Here is a 17,486-nt window from a genome sequence, read left to right as displayed (position 1 = left end):
GCTTTTCCTCACCTGTACAAGTAAAAGCTGTGGTCCATCACCAGGGCTTTTGCCTTATCGTCAGGCGGGGGAAGTGGAACTGTGTCCAGCCAACTTTTACCACGCAGCATCGCCAAAGATGAAAATTGCCTGTACTCGCCTAGCCGGATGTTGAGAAGCTGATACGGTTCTGTGCGAAGTATCAGATCGATGTTCTTGGACCGGTTGCCGGACTGACCGGAACCGCAGGAGCACAAAGCAAAAAAGCCCCGGCTCATCGCCGGGGCTCGTGTTTTTTGGAACTGGATTCGCCTTGCATGGTACAACTTCTAACAACCACTGCAGTCCTGAATATCCACCATGCGAGAGAGTTCCGCCATGAGAACGATGATGCGAACTGTGCTGCTGTTTTTTCTCACTGCCTGCTGCCTGACCACCCTTGAGGCCCAGACCAAACGAAATATCACCGCAACCGATCTCTACCAGTTCCGCTGGATCGGCGACACGCAGATCGCTCCCGATGGCTCGCGCGTTGTTTTTGTACGCGTCGAGGTCGCAGCCAATCACAAAGGCTACGAAACCTCTCTCTGGATGCTTGACCTGAATGGGCCGGGCGAAGCCCCGCGCAAGCTCACCGCCGGCCCGCATGACAGCCAGCCGCGCTGGTCACCGGACAGCAGGACCGTCGCCTTCGTGCGTACAGCTGAAAAAGACGGCAAGACCGGCAAGCCGCAGATCTACCTGCTGAGTCTGGCCGGTGGCGAAGCGCAAAGCATTACTGACATGCCCGAAGGCGCAGGAAATCCTCTTTGGTCACCCGATGGAAGGCACCTGCTCATCGCCAGCGGTACTCGGCCCGATGAGTGGAAGAAGCACGAATCGAAATCAGATAAGAAAAAAGATGAACCGGAAGAGAGCGACGTCCGCGTCATCACCCGCGCCATCTATCGCATGAACGGCGAAGGCTATCTCGAATTCGATCACCCTGACCATTTCTGGATTATGGACATCGCCGCCGACGGCCATGCCACCAGGCCAAAGCAGATCACCAGCGGTCGCCTTGACGATTCCGACCCCGTCTGGTCTACGGACTCAAGCCGCATCTACTATCTCCATGAGACATCCGACGAGCCCTACTACGACCTGCCCAGGAGCGTCATTGATTCGGTCGCCGCAGCTGGCGGGCAGGTGACAACGGTAGCCACAATTCCCTTCTCCGCGCATGAACTCTCCCTCAGCCCCGATGGCTCTCAGTTTGCCTTTCGCGGGGAAAGCAATCAACCTATTCGCTCTTATGCCGAGCCGCATCTCTGGACACTCGCGCTCAAGCCCGGTTCCGAGCCAAAGAACATCACCCGTGATTACGATTACGACATCGGCGACTCCATCGGCGGCGACAATCGCGCGCCCCGCGCTGCGGGAAACACGCATCCAGTCTGGCTCGATGACCACACGCTGCTCGACGTGGCTACGAATCGAGGCCGCGCCAACCTGGTGAAGATCGACGCCGCCACCGGCAAAGTCACCGAATTCACCCAGGGTGACCAGACCATCCAGCTATTCGCTCCATCTGCCGACCACGCAAAAATGGTCGTGCTAGTCTCCACACCGCTGATGATCGGTGACCTCTTTTCCGTTGCCGCCGACGGCAAAGAAATGCAGCTCACGCACATCAATGACGAGCTCTTCTCGCAGCTCAATCTCTCCCGGCCCGAAGAGCTCACTTACAAGAGCTTCGACGGGCGCACCATTCAGGCCTGGGTGCAGAAGCCCTACAACTTCGATCCGCACAGGAAGTATCCGCTCATCCTTAATATTCACGGCGGCCCGCATAGCGCCTATGGCTATGTCTTCGATCACGAGTTCCTCTTCATGGCGGCCAAGGGATACATCGTGCTCTATCCCAACCCGCGCGGCAGCACCTCCTATGGACAGGAATTCGGCAACATCATCCAGTACCACTATCCCGGCGACGACTACAAAGACCTCATGGCTGGCGTCGATGAGCTGGTGCGTAGCGGATATATCGACGAGAAGAAGCTCGGCGTCACTGGCGGCAGCGGTGGGGGTCTGCTCACCGACTGGACCGTGACGCAGACCACCCGCTTTGCTGCAGCCGTGTCGCAGCGCGATATCTCCGACTGGACATCGTGGTGGTATACCGCCGACTTCACTCTCTTTCAGCCCACATGGTTCAAAGGTTCTCCTTTCGACGAGCCGGAGGACTTCCGCTCGCGTTCGCCCATCACCTACTTCAAGAACATCAAGACGCCGATGATGTTCATCCTTGGCGAAGCCGACTACCGCACTCCGCCCACCAGCGGCGGCGAGCAGCTCTTCCGCGCGCTCAAATACCGCCACATCGATACGGTGATGGTGCGCTTCCCTGGCGAGTCGCACATGAGCTCTCGCGCTCCGGAGTGCCCGCACACCGCATCGAGCGCCTCGATCACATCACCGGATGGTTCGACAAGTATTTACTGGGCGAAAACAAGCCGGAATACGACATAGTGACGCCGAAGCAACACGAACTGGACAAGCCCGTGGAATAGATGGAATAGCTCAGGCTTTCTCGCAGGTGTGATCCGTCACGCGGAAGATTGTAGGAAGCACTAGTAGGTCGTCATTCTGAGTGAAGCGAAGAATCCATGCGATACTTCCGTGCCGAATAGCCGGACGCTTTCTCACAGCATTTGGAGCGTTGCAGGTCTTTATTGGAACACCGGAAAGCTACAGACACGAGGCGGATGGGAGCGGGTTTTTATCAGCTCAAATGTGTTAACTTTAAGAAAGACCTCCCCTCCGGAGAGATGGCCGAGTGGCTGAAGGCGCACGCTTGGAAAGCGTGTATGCTCGAAAGGGCATCCAGGGTTCGAATCCCTGTCTCTCCGCCAGCATAATCCGATAAACACCAATAGGTTCAATCAGATTGCATTAGCTGGAAACAAACTCTTAAATTGCTCACCGCAATCCATAAACCGCCTGTCAAAAGGGCAGTCCACTTACCGGCGCCTCGACATATCAGCTCCCATCCGCTTGCCCACTTCTTTTTCCAGATTTTCGTCGCCCGCACCTGAAAGCAGTGCAGTCGCCTCATCCCCGGACTGCTTTTTCCTGATGGCAAGTTCCATCGTATTCCGTATGATCTGCAGAGATTCTTTTTTACCGCCGCCCATGTCCCGAACAAGCCGGTATGCCGTTTTCAGGCCTGGGTCACTGTTGATCGCAGCTTCCATCACTGCATCCTGCTTACTTCCTTTTGCAGCATTGAAATCTTTGATGGTCTGTCTGAAGCGGGGAAGGTTCTCCTCTTTATCCACGCCTACATTTTCAAGGATGACCCTTGTTGCGTGCTCACCGACAAAATCGCGCCGGTCTTTCTTGGCGGAATATTGCTTCTTCTCGTTAACCCACTTAGCCGGTATAAAACCGAGGAACGCGTTGTTCTTGTTGACTTCCCGCGTCGCCTGGTCACGAAATGCTCCGTGCACCCCTTTAATCGCCTCTTGCGGCATCTCATCGACAGGCATGGGCGTGAATGCGGGGCCTATCTCCCCAGGTTTCCTGGCAGCCTTAAACCCATCCTTATTTTCTTCGGCAAAGTCATCTCTCTTCTGTGTTTCACGAGTCCGAATCAGCGATGCTTTGTCCATGCGCATCTGCTGTTTAGCGAAACGAATATCTCTGGCTGGGTTAATCGCGCCGGTAGCGGCAAAAGCGTAGCCTGACGTTTTTGCTATCGCAAAATGCGCGGCTGCCGCGCCGCCCGCCGCAGCGCCATGCGTTCCAACAATCGCGGCAATTCCACCCGCTGTGCCAAGTGAATTGCGGACAAATTCGTAAACAGCCCGGTTCTTATTTTTCCTGGAGACATCATTCGCAATATGATCCATGAGCAGAATATTTTTGGCATGCATCGATGCCTCGGCCAGTTCCGGTTGATCGGATTCAGCCAGCTTAGCTACCTTGTCCATGTCATATTGGTATTTCCCGTCTTTGCTCCTGCTTAGGATGATTGTGTCCGGAAGGCGATTCTGCATGAGATTCTTGAAATCGTCTCCCTTCATTCCATCGAGCTTCTTCTGCTGACTGTCGGAGAACAAAATATCCCTGGCATGCCCCGCTTCCTCTAACTGTTCCGGGTCGTCGGATTCAGCCAGCTTAGCTACCTTGTCCATGTCATATTGATAATTTCCATCTTTATCCTTCTTGAACATCAGATCTTCCAGTTCGGGCTCTTGCTTCAGCCTCTTGATGTCATCCTGCAGCATAAGCTTGCCCCTGTTAGCATCATCGTTCAGGTGCAGGATTTCCTTGGCGCGCCCTGCCTCGGCATGCAAATACGGCTTATTGGATCCTGCCAGCTTTGCTACTTTGCTCATGTCATATTCATAGGATTTCCCGTCTTTGGCCTTGGTGAGGGTCACAGTCTCTCGAGTAATGTCATTCGGCTCAGACCATTTGAACTTCCTGACATCGTCCTGCAACATAAGATTGAGCTGGTCCGTATAGCGTGTCTGTTTGGAATTAGCCGTTACAAAATTGAACGCGGCATACAGTGCAGCTCCAGCCCTCTGCGCGGTTAACGCCGAAAAGCCGCCCTCCTGAAGACCGACGTCAGCAGGCGTGGCATCAGTACCGCCTGTTAGCAGAGCGCCATCGGCGACCTTTTCTGTTTGACGAAACGGCCCTCGGAATAATTCGTTATTCATGGGCTGCGCTCTGTGCGCGTTTGTTCCCCTGGGCTGCGACCAGCGATCCGGCGCATTCTTGGATGGAACCGTGAATCCGGTTTTTCCATCTTTTAGCGTAGCTTCATAGTGTTCTCTCTTCGCCGCTTGCTCGTCCGGCCTGTGCTCGATACCTGTTCTCCTGGTTCCTTCGGCCTCAACCTGTGGGCGATTTTTCTTCCTCAAAACTGCCGGAGGTCTGAACGGTTGATAGTTTACTGGGCCCGGTGGCTGTGTCCCTGGCCCGGCGATTCCAGTGCGATTGTCTGGAGTGGCAACCGGTCCCTGCGGATGATCTTGTCCCCCGCCGACTGGTGCAGGCAATGTGGAGTTAGGGTCTTCAGAAAGCGCCTGGTGAAGTGCAATCGCATACCGTTGATTCTGAAAAGGATCAGGAGCGCTGGCAGAATGACGCTCTGGAACTTCGCCAAATTGATCTAAAAGCGAATCCAGGCTTGGAGCTTCAGACAATAAGGAACCGTCGTCATCTGCCTGACTTTCTTCATGATCCTCCGAAAGATGACGCCCTGGGGGATCTAAAAGAGACTCCGGACCTGATTCAGACACATCATCACCAGGTGCAACCGCTGCCCCATCTATCTGAAACCGGACGTTTTTCTTCGCCCCAGCATCACGCTGAGGAACTGTGGCTGGCCTTTGCTGACGCGCTCCTTGGCTTGAGGATTCAGGAGCATCGTATGCTGGTGTAAGCGGTCTGTGTATACCAAAATTACTTGACATAGAGCCGTCATTACCCTCCCAGGAGCTTGAGATATGCACAGAATTGGGTGTCTCAAAGCAATAACACGGAATCTCTTCAAACGTTTGCACTAATGAGGAGTTATGTAACGCGTTTACCCTCCGATAAACGGAGGCCGCATTCATTCTCTGTTGAGTTGTCGGAAATAAGGTGAGAGGTGTTGTGCTGGCTTGTTACACCACGATGAATGTCGGGTTAAATCTTTTCCGGGCACCGGGAAGGATTTGTTTGCTAATCGCGCAGGAGTTCGAACGAACTCCTGCGCGATTAGCACTATGGTTCACGCTTCAAATTGACTGAAAACCGCACACAACGAGGCCAGCAGGTTCTTGAGCCGGAGCGGGTCGTCCGGATCTGGACCCGCCTCCCGGCCAGTACGCTTGTACTCGATAAGCTGCATCCAAAGCAGGGATGTAATGGATAAGGCAGCGTCTGCCCACTCCGAATCGCTTGATGCTCTTTGCCACATAGATATCTTTCTAGTTTTGATTGTTGTTTCCATCTTTATTGCCATCGTCTTCCTGCCGTGATGATGCTGTCTTTCTAAAGACGGCCTGTCTTGCCGCATTCAATCGGTTGCATTCCCGGCAGCGCTGGCTGGTGCCGAAATAGTATCCATGAACAAGAAGGTCATGCCCTTTGGGGCAATGCGTACGAGGTCTTGTGATGGTTGGTTTCATCGTCTCATCCGGTTCGCAAAGATTCATAAGTACGTTCCGTTTCCCTTTTCCTATCTCAGCGTGTAAGTGATGCCGGCGCTGAACTGGAAGGAGTTCTTCTTACTGCCATAGGCAGGGTCATTCAGGAAGGCGTCGAGAGCTGAAAGGTTGAAGCCAAGCCGCTTGTAGACCGGGAAGGTCAGGCCTGCGTTGGCCAGCGCTGACCACGCGCTCGGCGTGTTGAATGCTGGGGTGACTACCAAGCCCTGGTTGAAGACAATGCCGTGCACCAGCTTCGCCATGTAGGTGTCGCCGATATTGGCTCCAATCAGATCCTGATCGGGTGTCTTGACTGGTGGCTCAACCCCAGGGGTGAATCCAAAGTGCTGCCGCTCGTAGTGAATATCACCCTTGAGGTCGAGCTCCTGCCGAGGCGTCTTAAAGGCGACAAAGCCGAGGCCGCCGCCGTAAATCTGCTGCAGACTCAAGCCCTGGGAGTAGTTGTGATCCCAGGAAGCATCCACAAGCGCGTAGAGCCTGGGTGACAGAAACCAATCCTGCTCCACATCGCCATGAATGATGTTGGTCTTTGTAGTCGGAGTGCCGGGCTGCGTAAGCGATCCATAGGCGGCGGCAAAATTGGCTGTCGTCCGATAGCGCGGATCGAGCCAGTTGACCGTCGGAATCGTCCGGATGAAGTTTGCGGCGCCAGTAAAGGTGCGGCTGTTCTGTGTTGCTTCCACGTCAGCAACGCCTGCGCTTAAGGACCCATTCCAGCCATGCGCCCAACCGGGATGGCTGTGAATTTCTTTGGTGTAAGTGTCTTCATCGACCAGGTACTGCGCGTTTGCTTGCGGAACTTCCTTTGCTTCTACCTGGACCTTGCCATCCTGTATCGACACAGCGCCCTTGGGCACTTCGGAGTCCGGAGTCTTTCGCGAGATATGCTGCCCCTGCTGAATAACAGCAAAGCGCTGCGATGTCTGGATGGACTTGATCTTGTCCCACGTCAGAGTCAGATCGCCTGCGCCGTCGCTGTGGAAAGTTACCGTTCCATTGGCCTCGCTGAGAAGCTTGCCTCTGAGCTGGTCGCCATTGGAGAGGGTAAGAATGTCAGGGCTGGAAGCGTTCTGTGCATGGGCTTTCTCGACAAGCCCTCCGGGCAGAAAACCAGCCACCAGGACAGCTGCGGCGGGTATCGTTTTCAGGAATCGGTAAAAAGACTGGTTCAGCATGAATCAGAAACCTCTCTTCATCGTGTGTTTTCTGTTAAGCATGGTTCGGACGCAAGCGGTCTCCCTGCACCCTTGCGGGCCGAAGTTCAGACATGGCGAATGTGCGAGTTGTGGCAGGCGGCCTTGGCTGTAAGCCGCCTACCCCGAATAAGCAATCGGAAGAGCTATTGTTTTGCTTCGCTCTTCGCGACGTGATAGCCGGCCTTCTCGGCGTCAGCCTCGGACATGTATTTGCCCTGTTTGGTTTTTCCGTAGTACCTGCTGCCCTCGCGGTGATAAACACCTGAGCTCGTGTTCACCCAGACCATGCCCTTCTGTGGTGGCGCGGACGTCGCAGCCTGCGGCTTGTCAGCCGGAGTGGAGTTGATGGTTTTCACGTCTGCCAGCGTGTTTCCGTTAGCGGATGCAGAGGCGGACGTGGCGGAGGGGTCGGTCTTCTTTTTTTTGGCCTTCTTTACCGTTGTGGATGTGGTTGCATCAGGGGTTGCGTTCGTGGGAGTTGACTGCGTGGTCTGCGCGATAAGAGGTGCCACGCCGAGGATGAGAGCTAGAGCCGCGGATAAAAGTGAACTTCCTTTTGTCTTTGGTGACATCTGTCGTTCTCCTTGAAGATTCATTCGCTGCATAAGGGGCTTGCGGTAGTAGCAACAATCACTCAGGAAACAGGTGAGGTGCAGAACGCACAGCGTCGCGCATCGATCGCGATATCGCTTTTGCATTCAGGGCATTTTTTCTTGTCGGGGGCTGCTGGGGCCGGCTCCTTTTTTAGCCGGTTCATCAGGCTGTTGACCGGCAGAACGACAAAGAAATAGATCGATGCTGCGATCAAGAGAAACGAGATGATGGCGTTGGCGAAGTCGCCGTAGAGAAACTTTGACCCGTTGACTTCGAAGAAGAAGCCGGAAAAATCAGGCTTCTGGACGAGCGCTGCAATGATGGGGGTGATCAGGTCCTTGACGAGGGCAGTGACCACTGTGCCGAACGCTGCGCCCATAACCACGCCTACTGCCAGGTCAACAACGTTGCCCCGCAAAATAAAATCACGGAATCCTTTGAACATGGAAGTCTTTCTCCTGAATTCTGTCCTTCACTTGGTCAAGACAACGGGTTGTTCAGGAAAGTCACATTGGTCTGATAATCGGGCAAATTTTCAGAAAGGTCCGGGCAGCGCCTCGAACGCAACATGTGGGACTACGGCGGAAGGTATGAGATGCTTAGGACTGTATGAACAGTACCTCGGCTGGGTGGGCCAGCCCTGCTCCTGATCCAGATGAAGACCTTCTAGTTCAGGCGTTGCATGCGCCTGAAGGCGACCTCCGCGCTTTTGAAAAGCTGGTGCTGCGCTACCAGAAACGTGTCGTCGCCAACTGCCGCGGCATTACGCGGGATTCCAACAATGCTGAAGACCTGGCCCAGGAGGTACTCGTAAAAGTTTTCTTCGGGCTTCGGGGATTTGAAAGAAAGTCTTCCTTCCGGCACTGGCTGCAGCGGATCAAAATCAACCATTGCCTAAACTATCTCAAGAAGCAGAGCGGCCGCTCGTTTGTCGACATTGGAGATCCCGACGTCGACGAGTTTGACGAACTCAAGGTAAAGGTAACGGCAGAGCAGCTTGCCGGAACGATCGGCGATCGCCAGATCATCAGCGCTGTTCTGGATTCAATGCCCAGCACACTCAGGGTGCCGCTGGTTCTCTGCGATATGGATGAGTTGTCATATGAGGAAGTAGCGCAGTCTTTGGGGATTGGTCTCTCCGCGACAAAGATGCGGATCAAGCGCGCGCGCGAAGAATTCAAAGCTCGATACGAGAAGGCGCGATCGGCTGAAGCAGTAGCGGGTGGGAGATGAGCAATGGAGAAAAACCCGAGGGAGAAGTAGATCCGGGCGAACGCATCACAGCGTTAGCCGGATTTGAGCATGACGTTTCCACCGGGCTCCTGGCGCGGATTCGGCGCGCAATCGGACGCCGCACTACAGCGGCCCAGGTAACTTCTTTCGCTTTCGATATGCCTATAGTTGTGCTAAAGGAATTCTGGATGATGTTGGTGGAGCACCTCAATCTGAAGTAGACAGGAAAGGATGCCGGGCGTGGAGGAAAAACTTCTTGATTCGTTTCGAAACCTTGGGGCCTCTGTTGTTGCTGCGCTGCCGAAGGTAGCTGTAGGAATTGTTCTGATCGTCCTCGGCCTTGTGGTCGCCAAAGTTGTCGAGATCGTGCTGCGCACCATGCTGGTGCGCCTGCGCTTTGACAGCCTGATGGAAAGGGCCGGCATTGACAAAGCGCTGCAAAGGATCGGCCTGCGTCAGCAGTTGAATATTTTTCTTCCCAAGCTCATCTATTTCCTGATTATTTTTCTGCTCGCCAAGACGGCCAGCGACGCGCTCGGCCTGTCTGCCATTTCGAATGCAATCGGAGCTTTCTTCGATTACTTGCCGAACATCATCGCCGCTCTTCTGCTTCTGATTCTTGGGACTACGCTCGGACAATTCGCAGGACAGATGGTGACACAGGCCGCGGAAAGCGCCGGGATCGACTCAGCTTCCACGCTGGGCAGACTGGTTTCGGCATTGATCGTCTTCATCGTTGCCATGATGGCGATTGGCCAGCTGAAGATCGATACCGAGATGATCCGGATCGTGACCAGCTTCCTCCTCGGGGCCGGAGCTCTTGCCTTCGGGCTCGCATTCGGGCTGGGCACACGCGACATCGTACGGAACATCGTGACCGGATTCTATGCCCGCAAGGTCCTGGCCATCGGCAAGCCACTTGAGGTCGCCGGGCAGAGCGGCACATTGACAGCCATCACCGCGACCCATGCGGTCATCGAAAGCGACGGCCGGGACATCATGATCGCAAATTCGAACTTCCTGGAACAGACCAGCAAGCAGACGACTGACTGATAGCTGCCGCCTGAGCACCGCTCAGTGCAGGTTTCTCGCTCCTCCATGGCGAATCCTTTCGCCCGTGTATCTCCTCTATATACAAATACAGGTGCAGGGTGGAATCCCTGCACCTGCGTGACGCCAAGGCACAGCCTGCGCGAAGTTCCTGAATACGAATGAGATAATGGAAGTAGACCAGGGCCACAGGAGGGACATGAAGACAGCCGGCCAACATCCTCTTCAGAAGATTCTGCAAAGCCGCATTGCCATCATCGATGGAGCGATGGGCACGACCATCCGCACCTATGGCATGAAGGAAGCAGATATCCGCGGAGAGCGGTTCAAGAATTCTAAAAAGGACCTGCTGAACAACGGCGACATCTTCTCCCTGACGCAGCCGGCAATGATCTGCGACATCCACCGGCGCTTCCTCGAAGCCGGGGCCGACATCATCGAGACGAACACTTTTGGAGCGACCAGTATCGCGCAAAGCGAGTTCTTCGTAGATGATCCGCGCGAACACGGCGGGCGCAAGGACCCCGAGTTCTATCAGAAGATCATCGACGACACGTTCCTTGCGAATCTTGCCTGGGAGATCAACGAGCAGTCCGCACGGCAGTGCCGCGAATGGGCCGATCGCGTCGCAAACGAAACCTCGCGCCAGCGCTTCGTCGCAGGAGCCATCGGTCCTCTCACCGTCTCACTCTCGAATTCGCCCGATGCCGATGATCCGGGCTTCCGCGTCGTCACCTTCGATCAGGTAAAGACTGCCTACATACAGCAGGTGCGTGCTCTCATTGCTGGAGGCTCTGACCTGCTTCTGGTCGAGACCATCTTCGACTCGCTGAATGCCAAAGCAGCTCTGGTTGCTATTCGCGAGGTCTTCGATCAGGATGGCAAAGAGCTTCCGGTGATGATCTCGGCAGCGGTAGGCCGCGGCGGAGAGACGATGATCTCCGCGCAAACCGTCGAAGCCTTCTGGAACGCAGTCGAGCACATCCATCCTTTATCGGTCGGCCTCAACTGCTCCATCGGCCCAGACCTGATGTATCCGTTCCTCGAGGAACTCTCCGGAAAATCGACGGTCGCCGTCTCCGCGTATCCGAATGCCGGACTGCCCAATCCCCTTTCGCCAACAGGATTCGATCTGGGGCCCGCGGACATGGCGCGCTACCTGGGCGAGTTTGCCAAAGGCGGTTTGATCAATATTGCCGGTGGATGCTGCGGCAATACGCCTGAGCACATCGCCGCCATCGCCAAAGCGCTTGAAGGCCAGCCTTCGCGCGAGTTGCGATCAACCTCTATCAGTACATCGCATGAAACGGTAGCTGAAGCAGCGATAGAAAAACCGCGCCCGCTGCGCCTCTCCGGATCGCAGCCTTTCACGCAACAGCCGGGCGTCTACATCATGATCGGCGAGCGCACCAACGTTGCCGGATCGCCGAAGTTCGCGAAGCTCGTCAAGGAAGGCAAGTACGAGGAAGCCGTCAGCATTGCCCGCCAGCAGGTCGAGAACGGAGCCAACGTCCTCGATATCTGCATGGATGAAGGCATGATCGACGGCGTCGCCGCCATGTCGCGCTTCCTGCAATTGCTGGCAAGTGAGCCTGAAGTCGCCAAGGTGCCTTTCATGGTTGACTCCTCAAAGTGGGAGGTGATTGAGGCCGGATTGAAGTGCCTGCAGGGCAAAGGCATCGTGAACTCGATTTCGCTCAAGGAAGGCGAGGCGAAGTTCCGCCAGCATGCCGCGACGATCCTCAAATACGGTGCTGCAGCAGTGGTGATGGCCTTCGACGAACAGGGCCAGGCCGCAACTTACGAAGACAAGGTTCGCATCTGCGAGCGCGCCTACAGAATTCTTGTCGACGACATCGGCTTCCCTCCCGAGGACATCATCTTCGACCCGAACATCCTCACCGTGGCCACCGGCATGGAGGAGCACAATAACTATGCCGTTGACTTCATCAACGCCACGCGCTGGATCAAGGCCAACCTGCCGCATGCGAAAGTAAGCGGCGGCGTCTCGAATATCTCCTTCAGTTTCCGCGGCAATAATAAAGTCCGCGAGGCCATGCACTCCGCGTTTCTCTATCACGCCATCGCGGCAGGCATGGATATGGGCATCGTGAATGCCGGCATGCTCGAGGTCTACGAAGAGATTGAGCCGGAGCTGAAAACGCTCGTCGAAGATGTACTGCTCAATCGGCGTCCTGATGCCACCGAGCGGCTGGTGGAGTTCGGCGAAAAGCTGAAGGCCGAAGGCGGCACGACCACAACAAGCGAGAAGAAAACCGAAGAGTGGCGCCACGGAACAGTTGAAGAACGCCTCTCTCACGCGCTGGTCAAAGGTATCGACACTTACATCGATACGGACACGGAAGAAGCACGCGCCAAACTGGGCCGCCCTCTGGCAGTGATCGAAGGCCCGCTGATGGATGGCATGGGCGTAGTAGGCGATCTCTTCGGAGCGGGAAAGATGTTCCTGCCGCAGGTCGTGAAGTCCGCCCGCGTGATGAAAAAGGCCGTCGCCTATCTGACTCCGTTCATGGAAGAAGAAAAGGCCGCAATGGCTGCTGCCGGCCAGGAAGTGCGGACACAGGGAAAGATCGTGCTTGCCACGGTCAAGGGCGACGTTCACGACATCGGCAAGAACATCGTCGGCGTCGTGCTCGCTTGCAATAACTATGAAGTGATCGACATGGGCGTCATGGTCCCCGCCGAAAAAATCCTCGAGCGGGCCAAAACAGAAAACGCCGACATCATCGGCCTCAGCGGCCTCATCACGCCTTCTCTCGATGAGATGGTGCACGTGGCCCGCGAAATGGAGCGCCTCGAATTCAAAGTACCTCTGCTGATCGGCGGAGCAACCACCAGCCGTGCGCACACAGCCATCAAGATCGCGCCGCATTACAGCGAGCCGGTCGTCCACGTGGTCGACGCCAGCCGCGCCGTGCCTGTCACCACCAGCCTTCTGAGCGAGGAGGGCAAGCCGGAGTTCGTGGCGCAGCATCGCGCGGAGTACGAAGCAGTGCGCAAGGCATACGCTTCGCCGCGCCAGCCGACAGTTTCGATTCAGGTCGCCCGCGAGCGGCGCACTCCAATCGAGTGGCGCGCAGAGGAAATTCCCGCTCCTTCATTTACCGGCGTGCGCGTGCTCGATAACTTCCCGCTCGCCACGCTGCGCGAATTCATTGACTGGTCGCCCTTCTTCCATACCTGGGAGCTGAAAGGCATTTACCCGCGCATCTTTGACGACGAAAAACAGGGAGCCCAGGCGCGCCAGCTCTTCACAGAGGCCAATGTCCTGCTCGATTGCATCATCGAGAGAAACCTTCTCACGGCGCGCGCCGTCTACGGCCTCTTCCCTGCCAACGCCGTTGGCGACGATGTGGAACTTTATACAGACAGCACGCGCAAAAAGGTGCTGGAGCGCTTCCACTTCCTGCGTCAGCAGGCAAACCGCGAGGGCAATGAAGCCTGCCGCGCGCTCAGCGATTTCATCGCGTCGAAGGAAACAGCGCTGCCGGACCACATCGGCGCATTCGCCGTCACCAGCGGCATCGGCCTGAAAGAGTTGGTCGATCGATTCAAGGCTGAGCACGACGACTACAACGCGATCATGGCCGAAGCCCTCGCCGACCGCCTGGCCGAGGCATTTGCCGAATACCTGCACAAGCAGGTCCGCAAGGAGTGGGGCTATGGCTGCTGCGAGCGCTTGAGCAGCGAGGAGCTCATCCAGGAAAAATATCGCGGCATCCGCCCGGCCCCCGGCTACCCGGCCTCGCCCGATCACACGGAGAAAGGCACAATCTGGCGCCTGCTCGATGTGGAGGCAAGCACCGGCATGAAGCTCACCGAGTCCTACGCCATGTGGCCTGGTTCGAGCGTAAGCGGCCTCTATTTCTCTCACCCTGAATCGCGTTACTTCAGCGTCGGCAAAATCGATCGCGACCAGGTTGCCGATTACCACGAACGCAAGGGTCTAAGCATCGCTGAGGTCGAACGCTGGCTCAGGCCAAACCTGAACTACGACCCCGCTGACTAGTTGTCAAGCCCTCGAATCATCTATAGCGCTGAAAAGCAGTGTGTACGTTTTCTGAGGTCTCCCCTTATGAGCTTTGTGCAGAACCATCTTGATCGTGGATGATGATCATCTTGGAACATGGCCTCTCAGTAGCTCCAACCGACCCATGTCTCGGTCGGTGGTCAAGGCTGTATATTCTCCGTCATGCTCACAGGCAAGATTAACCCAAGTGCCCTGAGGCAAGTCAATTCTGCGGATCACACTTCCATCTGAAGGATTGAACTCAAATACAGGTCCTTCATGCAGAATCCCATTCTCATCAGTTTTTGCAAAGGATTTGATTTTCCAGGAGCTATCACTGATGGAAAGAAAGGAATTCAAGGTCTGCCCTGGTGGGAGTTGCAATTGAACAGAACGCACTACAGCAGCCTCATTTACTTCAATGACTGCTTGGGAAGTCGTACGTGGAATTAACAGAAGGTTCTCCCCATCTGACACAATCTGCAGGAAAGCGAGGGCACCGCCAGGAATCAGCTTAGCTAATGGCTGCCTGTCCTTGGCTTCTTTGCTAGAGTTATAGTCATTGTCAAACAGAAAAAACTCAGTTTTTATGTTCGCTCTTGTATCCATAACGACGAGCCGTGCGGCCTTGGTTGATTTGTTTATGGCAGCTATGAGCAAATCGCCTGAGCCATACAGCCCGATAGCTTTTGCGTCTAACTCAGAAGGGATAGGAACAACATGCTGAAGGGCACCCTTACGATCGTAAATCAGGACTAAATGTGCAGTATCACCCTCCGACTTGTTCTTTTCTAAGGGGTTTTTCTCATACTCCGCTTCTACTAATGTCGCTACATATTTATCGTTTTCAAAAAAGTTCAGTGGAAAAGAGATAGTCCCGTATCCTCGTATATGTCCCGGAGAATATCGGATATCTTCTGACGCGTTTTTTAGGGAGTGCAACTCCAGCATCAGATTGCTCGGCGAGTCCGCAATCTGAAGAAAAACTGAACCATCGCTGGCACAACCGTAGTTTGCGGCCACCACGGTTCCTTGTTTCCCTAAAGGTGTCGGCTCAGGCTTCCCGAATTCAAGCACAACGGACGAGACTTCCGCCGTAGGTGTTTCTTTTATGTCTTGATTTGGTTGCGCAGCAAGACACTTTACCGCCGAAATAATCGCCAGCGCAGCTACGAAATAACGCATGTCCGTTCACTCTTTAGTGGACTTCTTGTCGAGCAGCGATGAGTCTAGTCTATCCAGCCCTTTCTCTGGGTTGAAATTGGCAGCATGAATCTCTTTCCTGAATGGCACAAGACCGCCATCACAAGATGCAACTAAAATACCTGTTCTAGCAGACAGCTTGTCCAATTTATCCATTACGTCCGGACCATTTAAACCTATTCCAACACAAGTACCCCCTGCAGCAACATAGGTGATGTAACACGGACCATCTTCGCCATAACCGCAGTAAGCGGTTTTTCCAACTTCAGCGAATTTGTGACCTGTTCCATATGCCGCGTCTGGGGTCGGGTAGAAAACGCGACTACATGATCCAACTGAGCCGCACGGCATTAGTACAGCAGCTTTGCCACTAGCACATTGGGCACTGCTTAGCATCTCAAGTAGCAGAAAGGCCGACACTGCTGCGAGCGTTTTTGCACAGGACATAATTCACCTACTTTCGCCGCGAATTATGTACAATGCCAAGTGAATTATCGCCATTTACGGCATTTATAATCCAATGCGAGGCAAGGAGGAGACCAATGTTCATCTATCGCATTGCGTACGCCACCGTCCTTCTGTCCGTTGGCCTTGAGATAGCTAACGCCCAATCATCCCCTGCAACAATACCGCCAGCGGCTGATACACGCGCTATTGCGGAATTCAGTTCCCTTTCAACCTGAGTTGAACAAACCGCACGCTCCCTTATCCACACGTTTTGATTCACTTAAGTCTTCCTGCTTTGCTCTCAGGGTCTATCAGGTTGCTCCCAGCAGTCCATTGAGCGACTCCATACCGATTCTGAAGACTGAAACAACTTGCCAATCTGTGGCATCGCTTCAGTGGAAAGATATTTTGGAGCCTACGATATCCCCTCAACCAGTTGAGAAGCGGTGAGTATCCTAGTTAAACGTCCAACGATGCGTCAATTTGCCAATGCGGGCTGGAAGAAGCTTGAGAGGGAGAAGTCAGAAATCTTCATGAAAAGCCACCTCCCCGGCGACCGCCGTCTGGTAAGCAGAGACGCGCCGCTCAAAGAAGTTCGTCAGTTCCTGAACATCCTGCAGATCCATGAACGAAAAAGGGTTTTTCGTATGGAAGGCAGGAGCAATGCCCAGCCGCTGGAGCCGCGCATCGGCGACGTAGCCCAGATACTGCCGCATATCGCGCACCGATAACCCAGCCACCCCGCCGCTCAGCAGGTCCTCGGCAAACTGAGTCTCCGCATCCACCGCCTCGTGCAGCATCTGGACAATGTCGCGCTCCAGCTGCTCGTCCCACAAATCCGGCTCCTGGCCACGGACCACATTCACAACCTCAAAGGCAAACTCAAGGTGGCAGCTCTCATCGCGAAAGACCCAGTTCGTCCCGGCAGCCAGCCCATGCAGGAGCCCCTTGGAGCGTAGGAAGTACACATAAGCAAACGCAGCAAAGAAGAAGAGCCCTTCAATGCAGGCAGCAAAGCAGATGAGGTTCAGCAGAAACTGCTTGCGATGCTCGCGTGTCTTAAGCTGATCGAGCTCCTGGATCGAATCCATCCACTTCATGCAGAAATCGGCTTTCTTGGAGATGGAGGGGATGTTTTCAACCGCTGCAAACGCAGCAGCACGCTCGTCGGGATCAGGCACATAGTTGTCGAGCAAAGTGAGGTAGAACTGCACATGCACCGCTTCCTCAAAAAGCTGCCGGGAAAGATACAGCCGCGCTTCCGGTGAGTTGATGTGCTTATAGAGATTGAGGACCAGGTTGTTCGAGACAATCGAATCGCCGGTCGCAAAGAATGCCACCAGCCGCTGGATGAGATGAACCTCAGCAGGGCTGAGCCTCTGCTTCAGATCGACCAGATCAGTCTGGAAGTCTACTTCTTCGACCGTCCACGTGTTCTTGATACCGTCGCGGAACATATCGAAGAAGACCGGATAACGCATCGGCCGCAGCGTAAGGCAGAGGCCCGGATCGAGAATGGCTTCAGGAGCCTGGACAGATGACATG

General features: G+C 54.9%; 13 protein-coding genes and 1 tRNA gene. 6 read left to right on the top strand and 8 right to left on the bottom strand.

Annotated features, from left to right (window positions below):
* Positions 1–366 precede the first annotated feature (366 nt).
* Together AC5S16_RS01625 and AC5S16_RS01620 are read left to right on the top strand one after the other, a co-directional pair.
* Complete coding sequence (locus tag AC5S16_RS01625; RefSeq protein WP_493928254.1) at positions 367–2,490, top strand: S9 family peptidase; 2,124 nt, start codon at positions 367–369, stop codon at positions 2,488–2,490.
* A 293-nt stretch (positions 2,491–2,783) separates the two neighbouring features.
* Positions 2,784–2,873: transfer RNA gene (locus AC5S16_RS01620), tRNA-Ser, on the top strand.
* Positions 2,874–2,981: 108 nt separating this feature from the next.
* Here the strand turns inward: AC5S16_RS01620 and AC5S16_RS01615 are convergent.
* The 5 genes from AC5S16_RS01615 to mscL form a co-directional block, all read right to left on the bottom strand.
* Positions 2,982–5,450: a hypothetical protein gene (locus AC5S16_RS01615; protein ID WP_493928253.1), complete on the bottom strand. Its 2,469-nt coding sequence runs from the start codon at positions 5,448–5,450 to the stop codon at positions 2,982–2,984.
* 498 nt (positions 5,451–5,948) lie between these two features.
* On the bottom strand, positions 5,949–6,176 hold the full coding sequence (locus AC5S16_RS01610) for a hypothetical protein (RefSeq protein WP_493928252.1): 228 nt from the start codon (positions 6,174–6,176) through the stop codon (positions 5,949–5,951).
* 23 nt (positions 6,177–6,199) lie between these two features.
* Positions 6,200–7,363, bottom strand: coding sequence for a DUF481 domain-containing protein (locus AC5S16_RS01605; RefSeq protein ID WP_493928251.1), 1,164 nt, complete (start codon positions 7,361–7,363; stop codon positions 6,200–6,202).
* A 164-nt stretch (positions 7,364–7,527) separates the two neighbouring features.
* The gene (locus AC5S16_RS01600; RefSeq protein WP_493928250.1) at positions 7,528–7,956 is read right to left on the bottom strand and encodes a sunset domain-containing protein; all 429 of its coding nucleotides are present in this window, start codon (positions 7,954–7,956) and stop codon (positions 7,528–7,530) included.
* Between the two features lie 62 nt (positions 7,957–8,018).
* Positions 8,019–8,423, bottom strand: coding sequence for a large conductance mechanosensitive channel protein MscL (gene mscL, locus AC5S16_RS01595; RefSeq protein WP_493928249.1), 405 nt, complete (start codon positions 8,421–8,423; stop codon positions 8,019–8,021).
* Between the two features lie 164 nt (positions 8,424–8,587).
* On the opposite strand from mscL, the gene AC5S16_RS01590 reads away from it, so the two are divergent.
* From AC5S16_RS01590 to metH, 4 genes are all read left to right on the top strand, one after another.
* Positions 8,588–9,211, top strand: a complete 624-nt coding sequence (locus AC5S16_RS01590; RefSeq protein ID WP_493928248.1) for an RNA polymerase sigma factor — start codon at positions 8,588–8,590, stop codon at positions 9,209–9,211.
* Positions 9,208–9,432, top strand: a complete 225-nt coding sequence (locus AC5S16_RS01585; RefSeq protein ID WP_493928247.1) for a hypothetical protein — start codon at positions 9,208–9,210, stop codon at positions 9,430–9,432. The genes AC5S16_RS01590 and AC5S16_RS01585 overlap by 4 nt, the downstream gene beginning before the upstream one ends.
* Before the next feature lie 19 nt (positions 9,433–9,451).
* Positions 9,452–10,264, top strand: coding sequence for a mechanosensitive ion channel family protein (locus AC5S16_RS01580; protein WP_493928246.1), 813 nt, complete (start codon positions 9,452–9,454; stop codon positions 10,262–10,264).
* A gap of 166 nt (positions 10,265–10,430) precedes the next feature.
* Positions 10,431–14,291, top strand: coding sequence for a methionine synthase (gene metH, locus AC5S16_RS01575; RefSeq protein WP_493928245.1), 3,861 nt, complete (start codon positions 10,431–10,433; stop codon positions 14,289–14,291).
* A gap of 105 nt (positions 14,292–14,396) precedes the next feature.
* Here metH and AC5S16_RS01570 read toward each other — a convergent pair whose 3' ends face one another.
* The 3 genes from AC5S16_RS01570 to AC5S16_RS01560 all read right to left on the bottom strand — a co-directional run bounded on the left by AC5S16_RS01570 (position 14,397) and on the right by AC5S16_RS01560 (position 17,485).
* Positions 14,397–15,476 carry a hypothetical protein gene (locus tag AC5S16_RS01570; protein WP_493928244.1) on the bottom strand — a complete coding sequence of 360 codons (1,080 nt, stop codon included), beginning with the start codon at positions 15,474–15,476 and terminating at the stop codon, positions 14,397–14,399.
* 6 nt (positions 15,477–15,482) lie between these two features.
* Entirely contained in the window at positions 15,483–15,941 is a 459-nt protein-coding gene (locus tag AC5S16_RS01565) for a hypothetical protein (RefSeq protein WP_493928243.1), read from the bottom strand.
* A gap of 521 nt (positions 15,942–16,462) precedes the next feature.
* Positions 16,463–17,485, bottom strand: coding sequence for a ribonucleotide-diphosphate reductase subunit beta (locus AC5S16_RS01560; protein ID WP_493928242.1), 1,023 nt, complete (start codon positions 17,483–17,485; stop codon positions 16,463–16,465).
* Position 17,486: the final 1 nt, after the last annotated feature.

The sequence above is a fragment of the Acidobacterium sp. FHG110202_01 genome, assembly GCF_059115305.1.
The sequence above is the reverse complement of the archived record's forward strand: the minus strand, read 5'-3'. Positions and strand labels throughout refer to the sequence as shown.

Excerpts from the sequence above, each read along its gene's own strand:
- AC5S16_RS01600 (WP_493928250.1), bottom strand. The coding sequence starts at position 7,956 with ATGTCACCAAAGACAAAAGGAAGTTCACTTTTATCCGCGGCTCTAGCT.
- AC5S16_RS01610 (WP_493928252.1), bottom strand. The coding sequence starts at position 6,176 with ATGAATCTTTGCGAACCGGATGAGACGATGAAACCAACCATCACAAGA.
- AC5S16_RS01565 (WP_493928243.1), bottom strand. The coding sequence starts at position 15,941 with ATGTCCTGTGCAAAAACGCTCGCAGCAGTGTCGGCCTTTCTGCTACTT.
- AC5S16_RS01570 (WP_493928244.1), bottom strand. The coding sequence starts at position 15,476 with ATGCGTTATTTCGTAGCTGCGCTGGCGATTATTTCGGCGGTAAAGTGT.
- AC5S16_RS01605 (WP_493928251.1), bottom strand. The coding sequence starts at position 7,363 with ATGCTGAACCAGTCTTTTTACCGATTCCTGAAAACGATACCCGCCGCA.
- AC5S16_RS01615 (WP_493928253.1), bottom strand. The coding sequence starts at position 5,450 with ATGTCAAGTAATTTTGGTATACACAGACCGCTTACACCAGCATACGAT.
- AC5S16_RS01625 (WP_493928254.1), top strand. The coding sequence starts at position 367 with ATGATGCGAACTGTGCTGCTGTTTTTTCTCACTGCCTGCTGCCTGACC.
- metH (WP_493928245.1), top strand. The coding sequence starts at position 10,431 with ATGGAAGTAGACCAGGGCCACAGGAGGGACATGAAGACAGCCGGCCAA.
- mscL (WP_493928249.1), bottom strand. The coding sequence starts at position 8,423 with ATGTTCAAAGGATTCCGTGATTTTATTTTGCGGGGCAACGTTGTTGAC.
- AC5S16_RS01560 (WP_493928242.1), bottom strand. The coding sequence starts at position 17,485 with ATGTCATCTGTCCAGGCTCCTGAAGCCATTCTCGATCCGGGCCTCTGC.
- AC5S16_RS01585 (WP_493928247.1), top strand. The coding sequence starts at position 9,208 with ATGAGCAATGGAGAAAAACCCGAGGGAGAAGTAGATCCGGGCGAACGC.
- AC5S16_RS01590 (WP_493928248.1), top strand. The coding sequence starts at position 8,588 with ATGAACAGTACCTCGGCTGGGTGGGCCAGCCCTGCTCCTGATCCAGAT.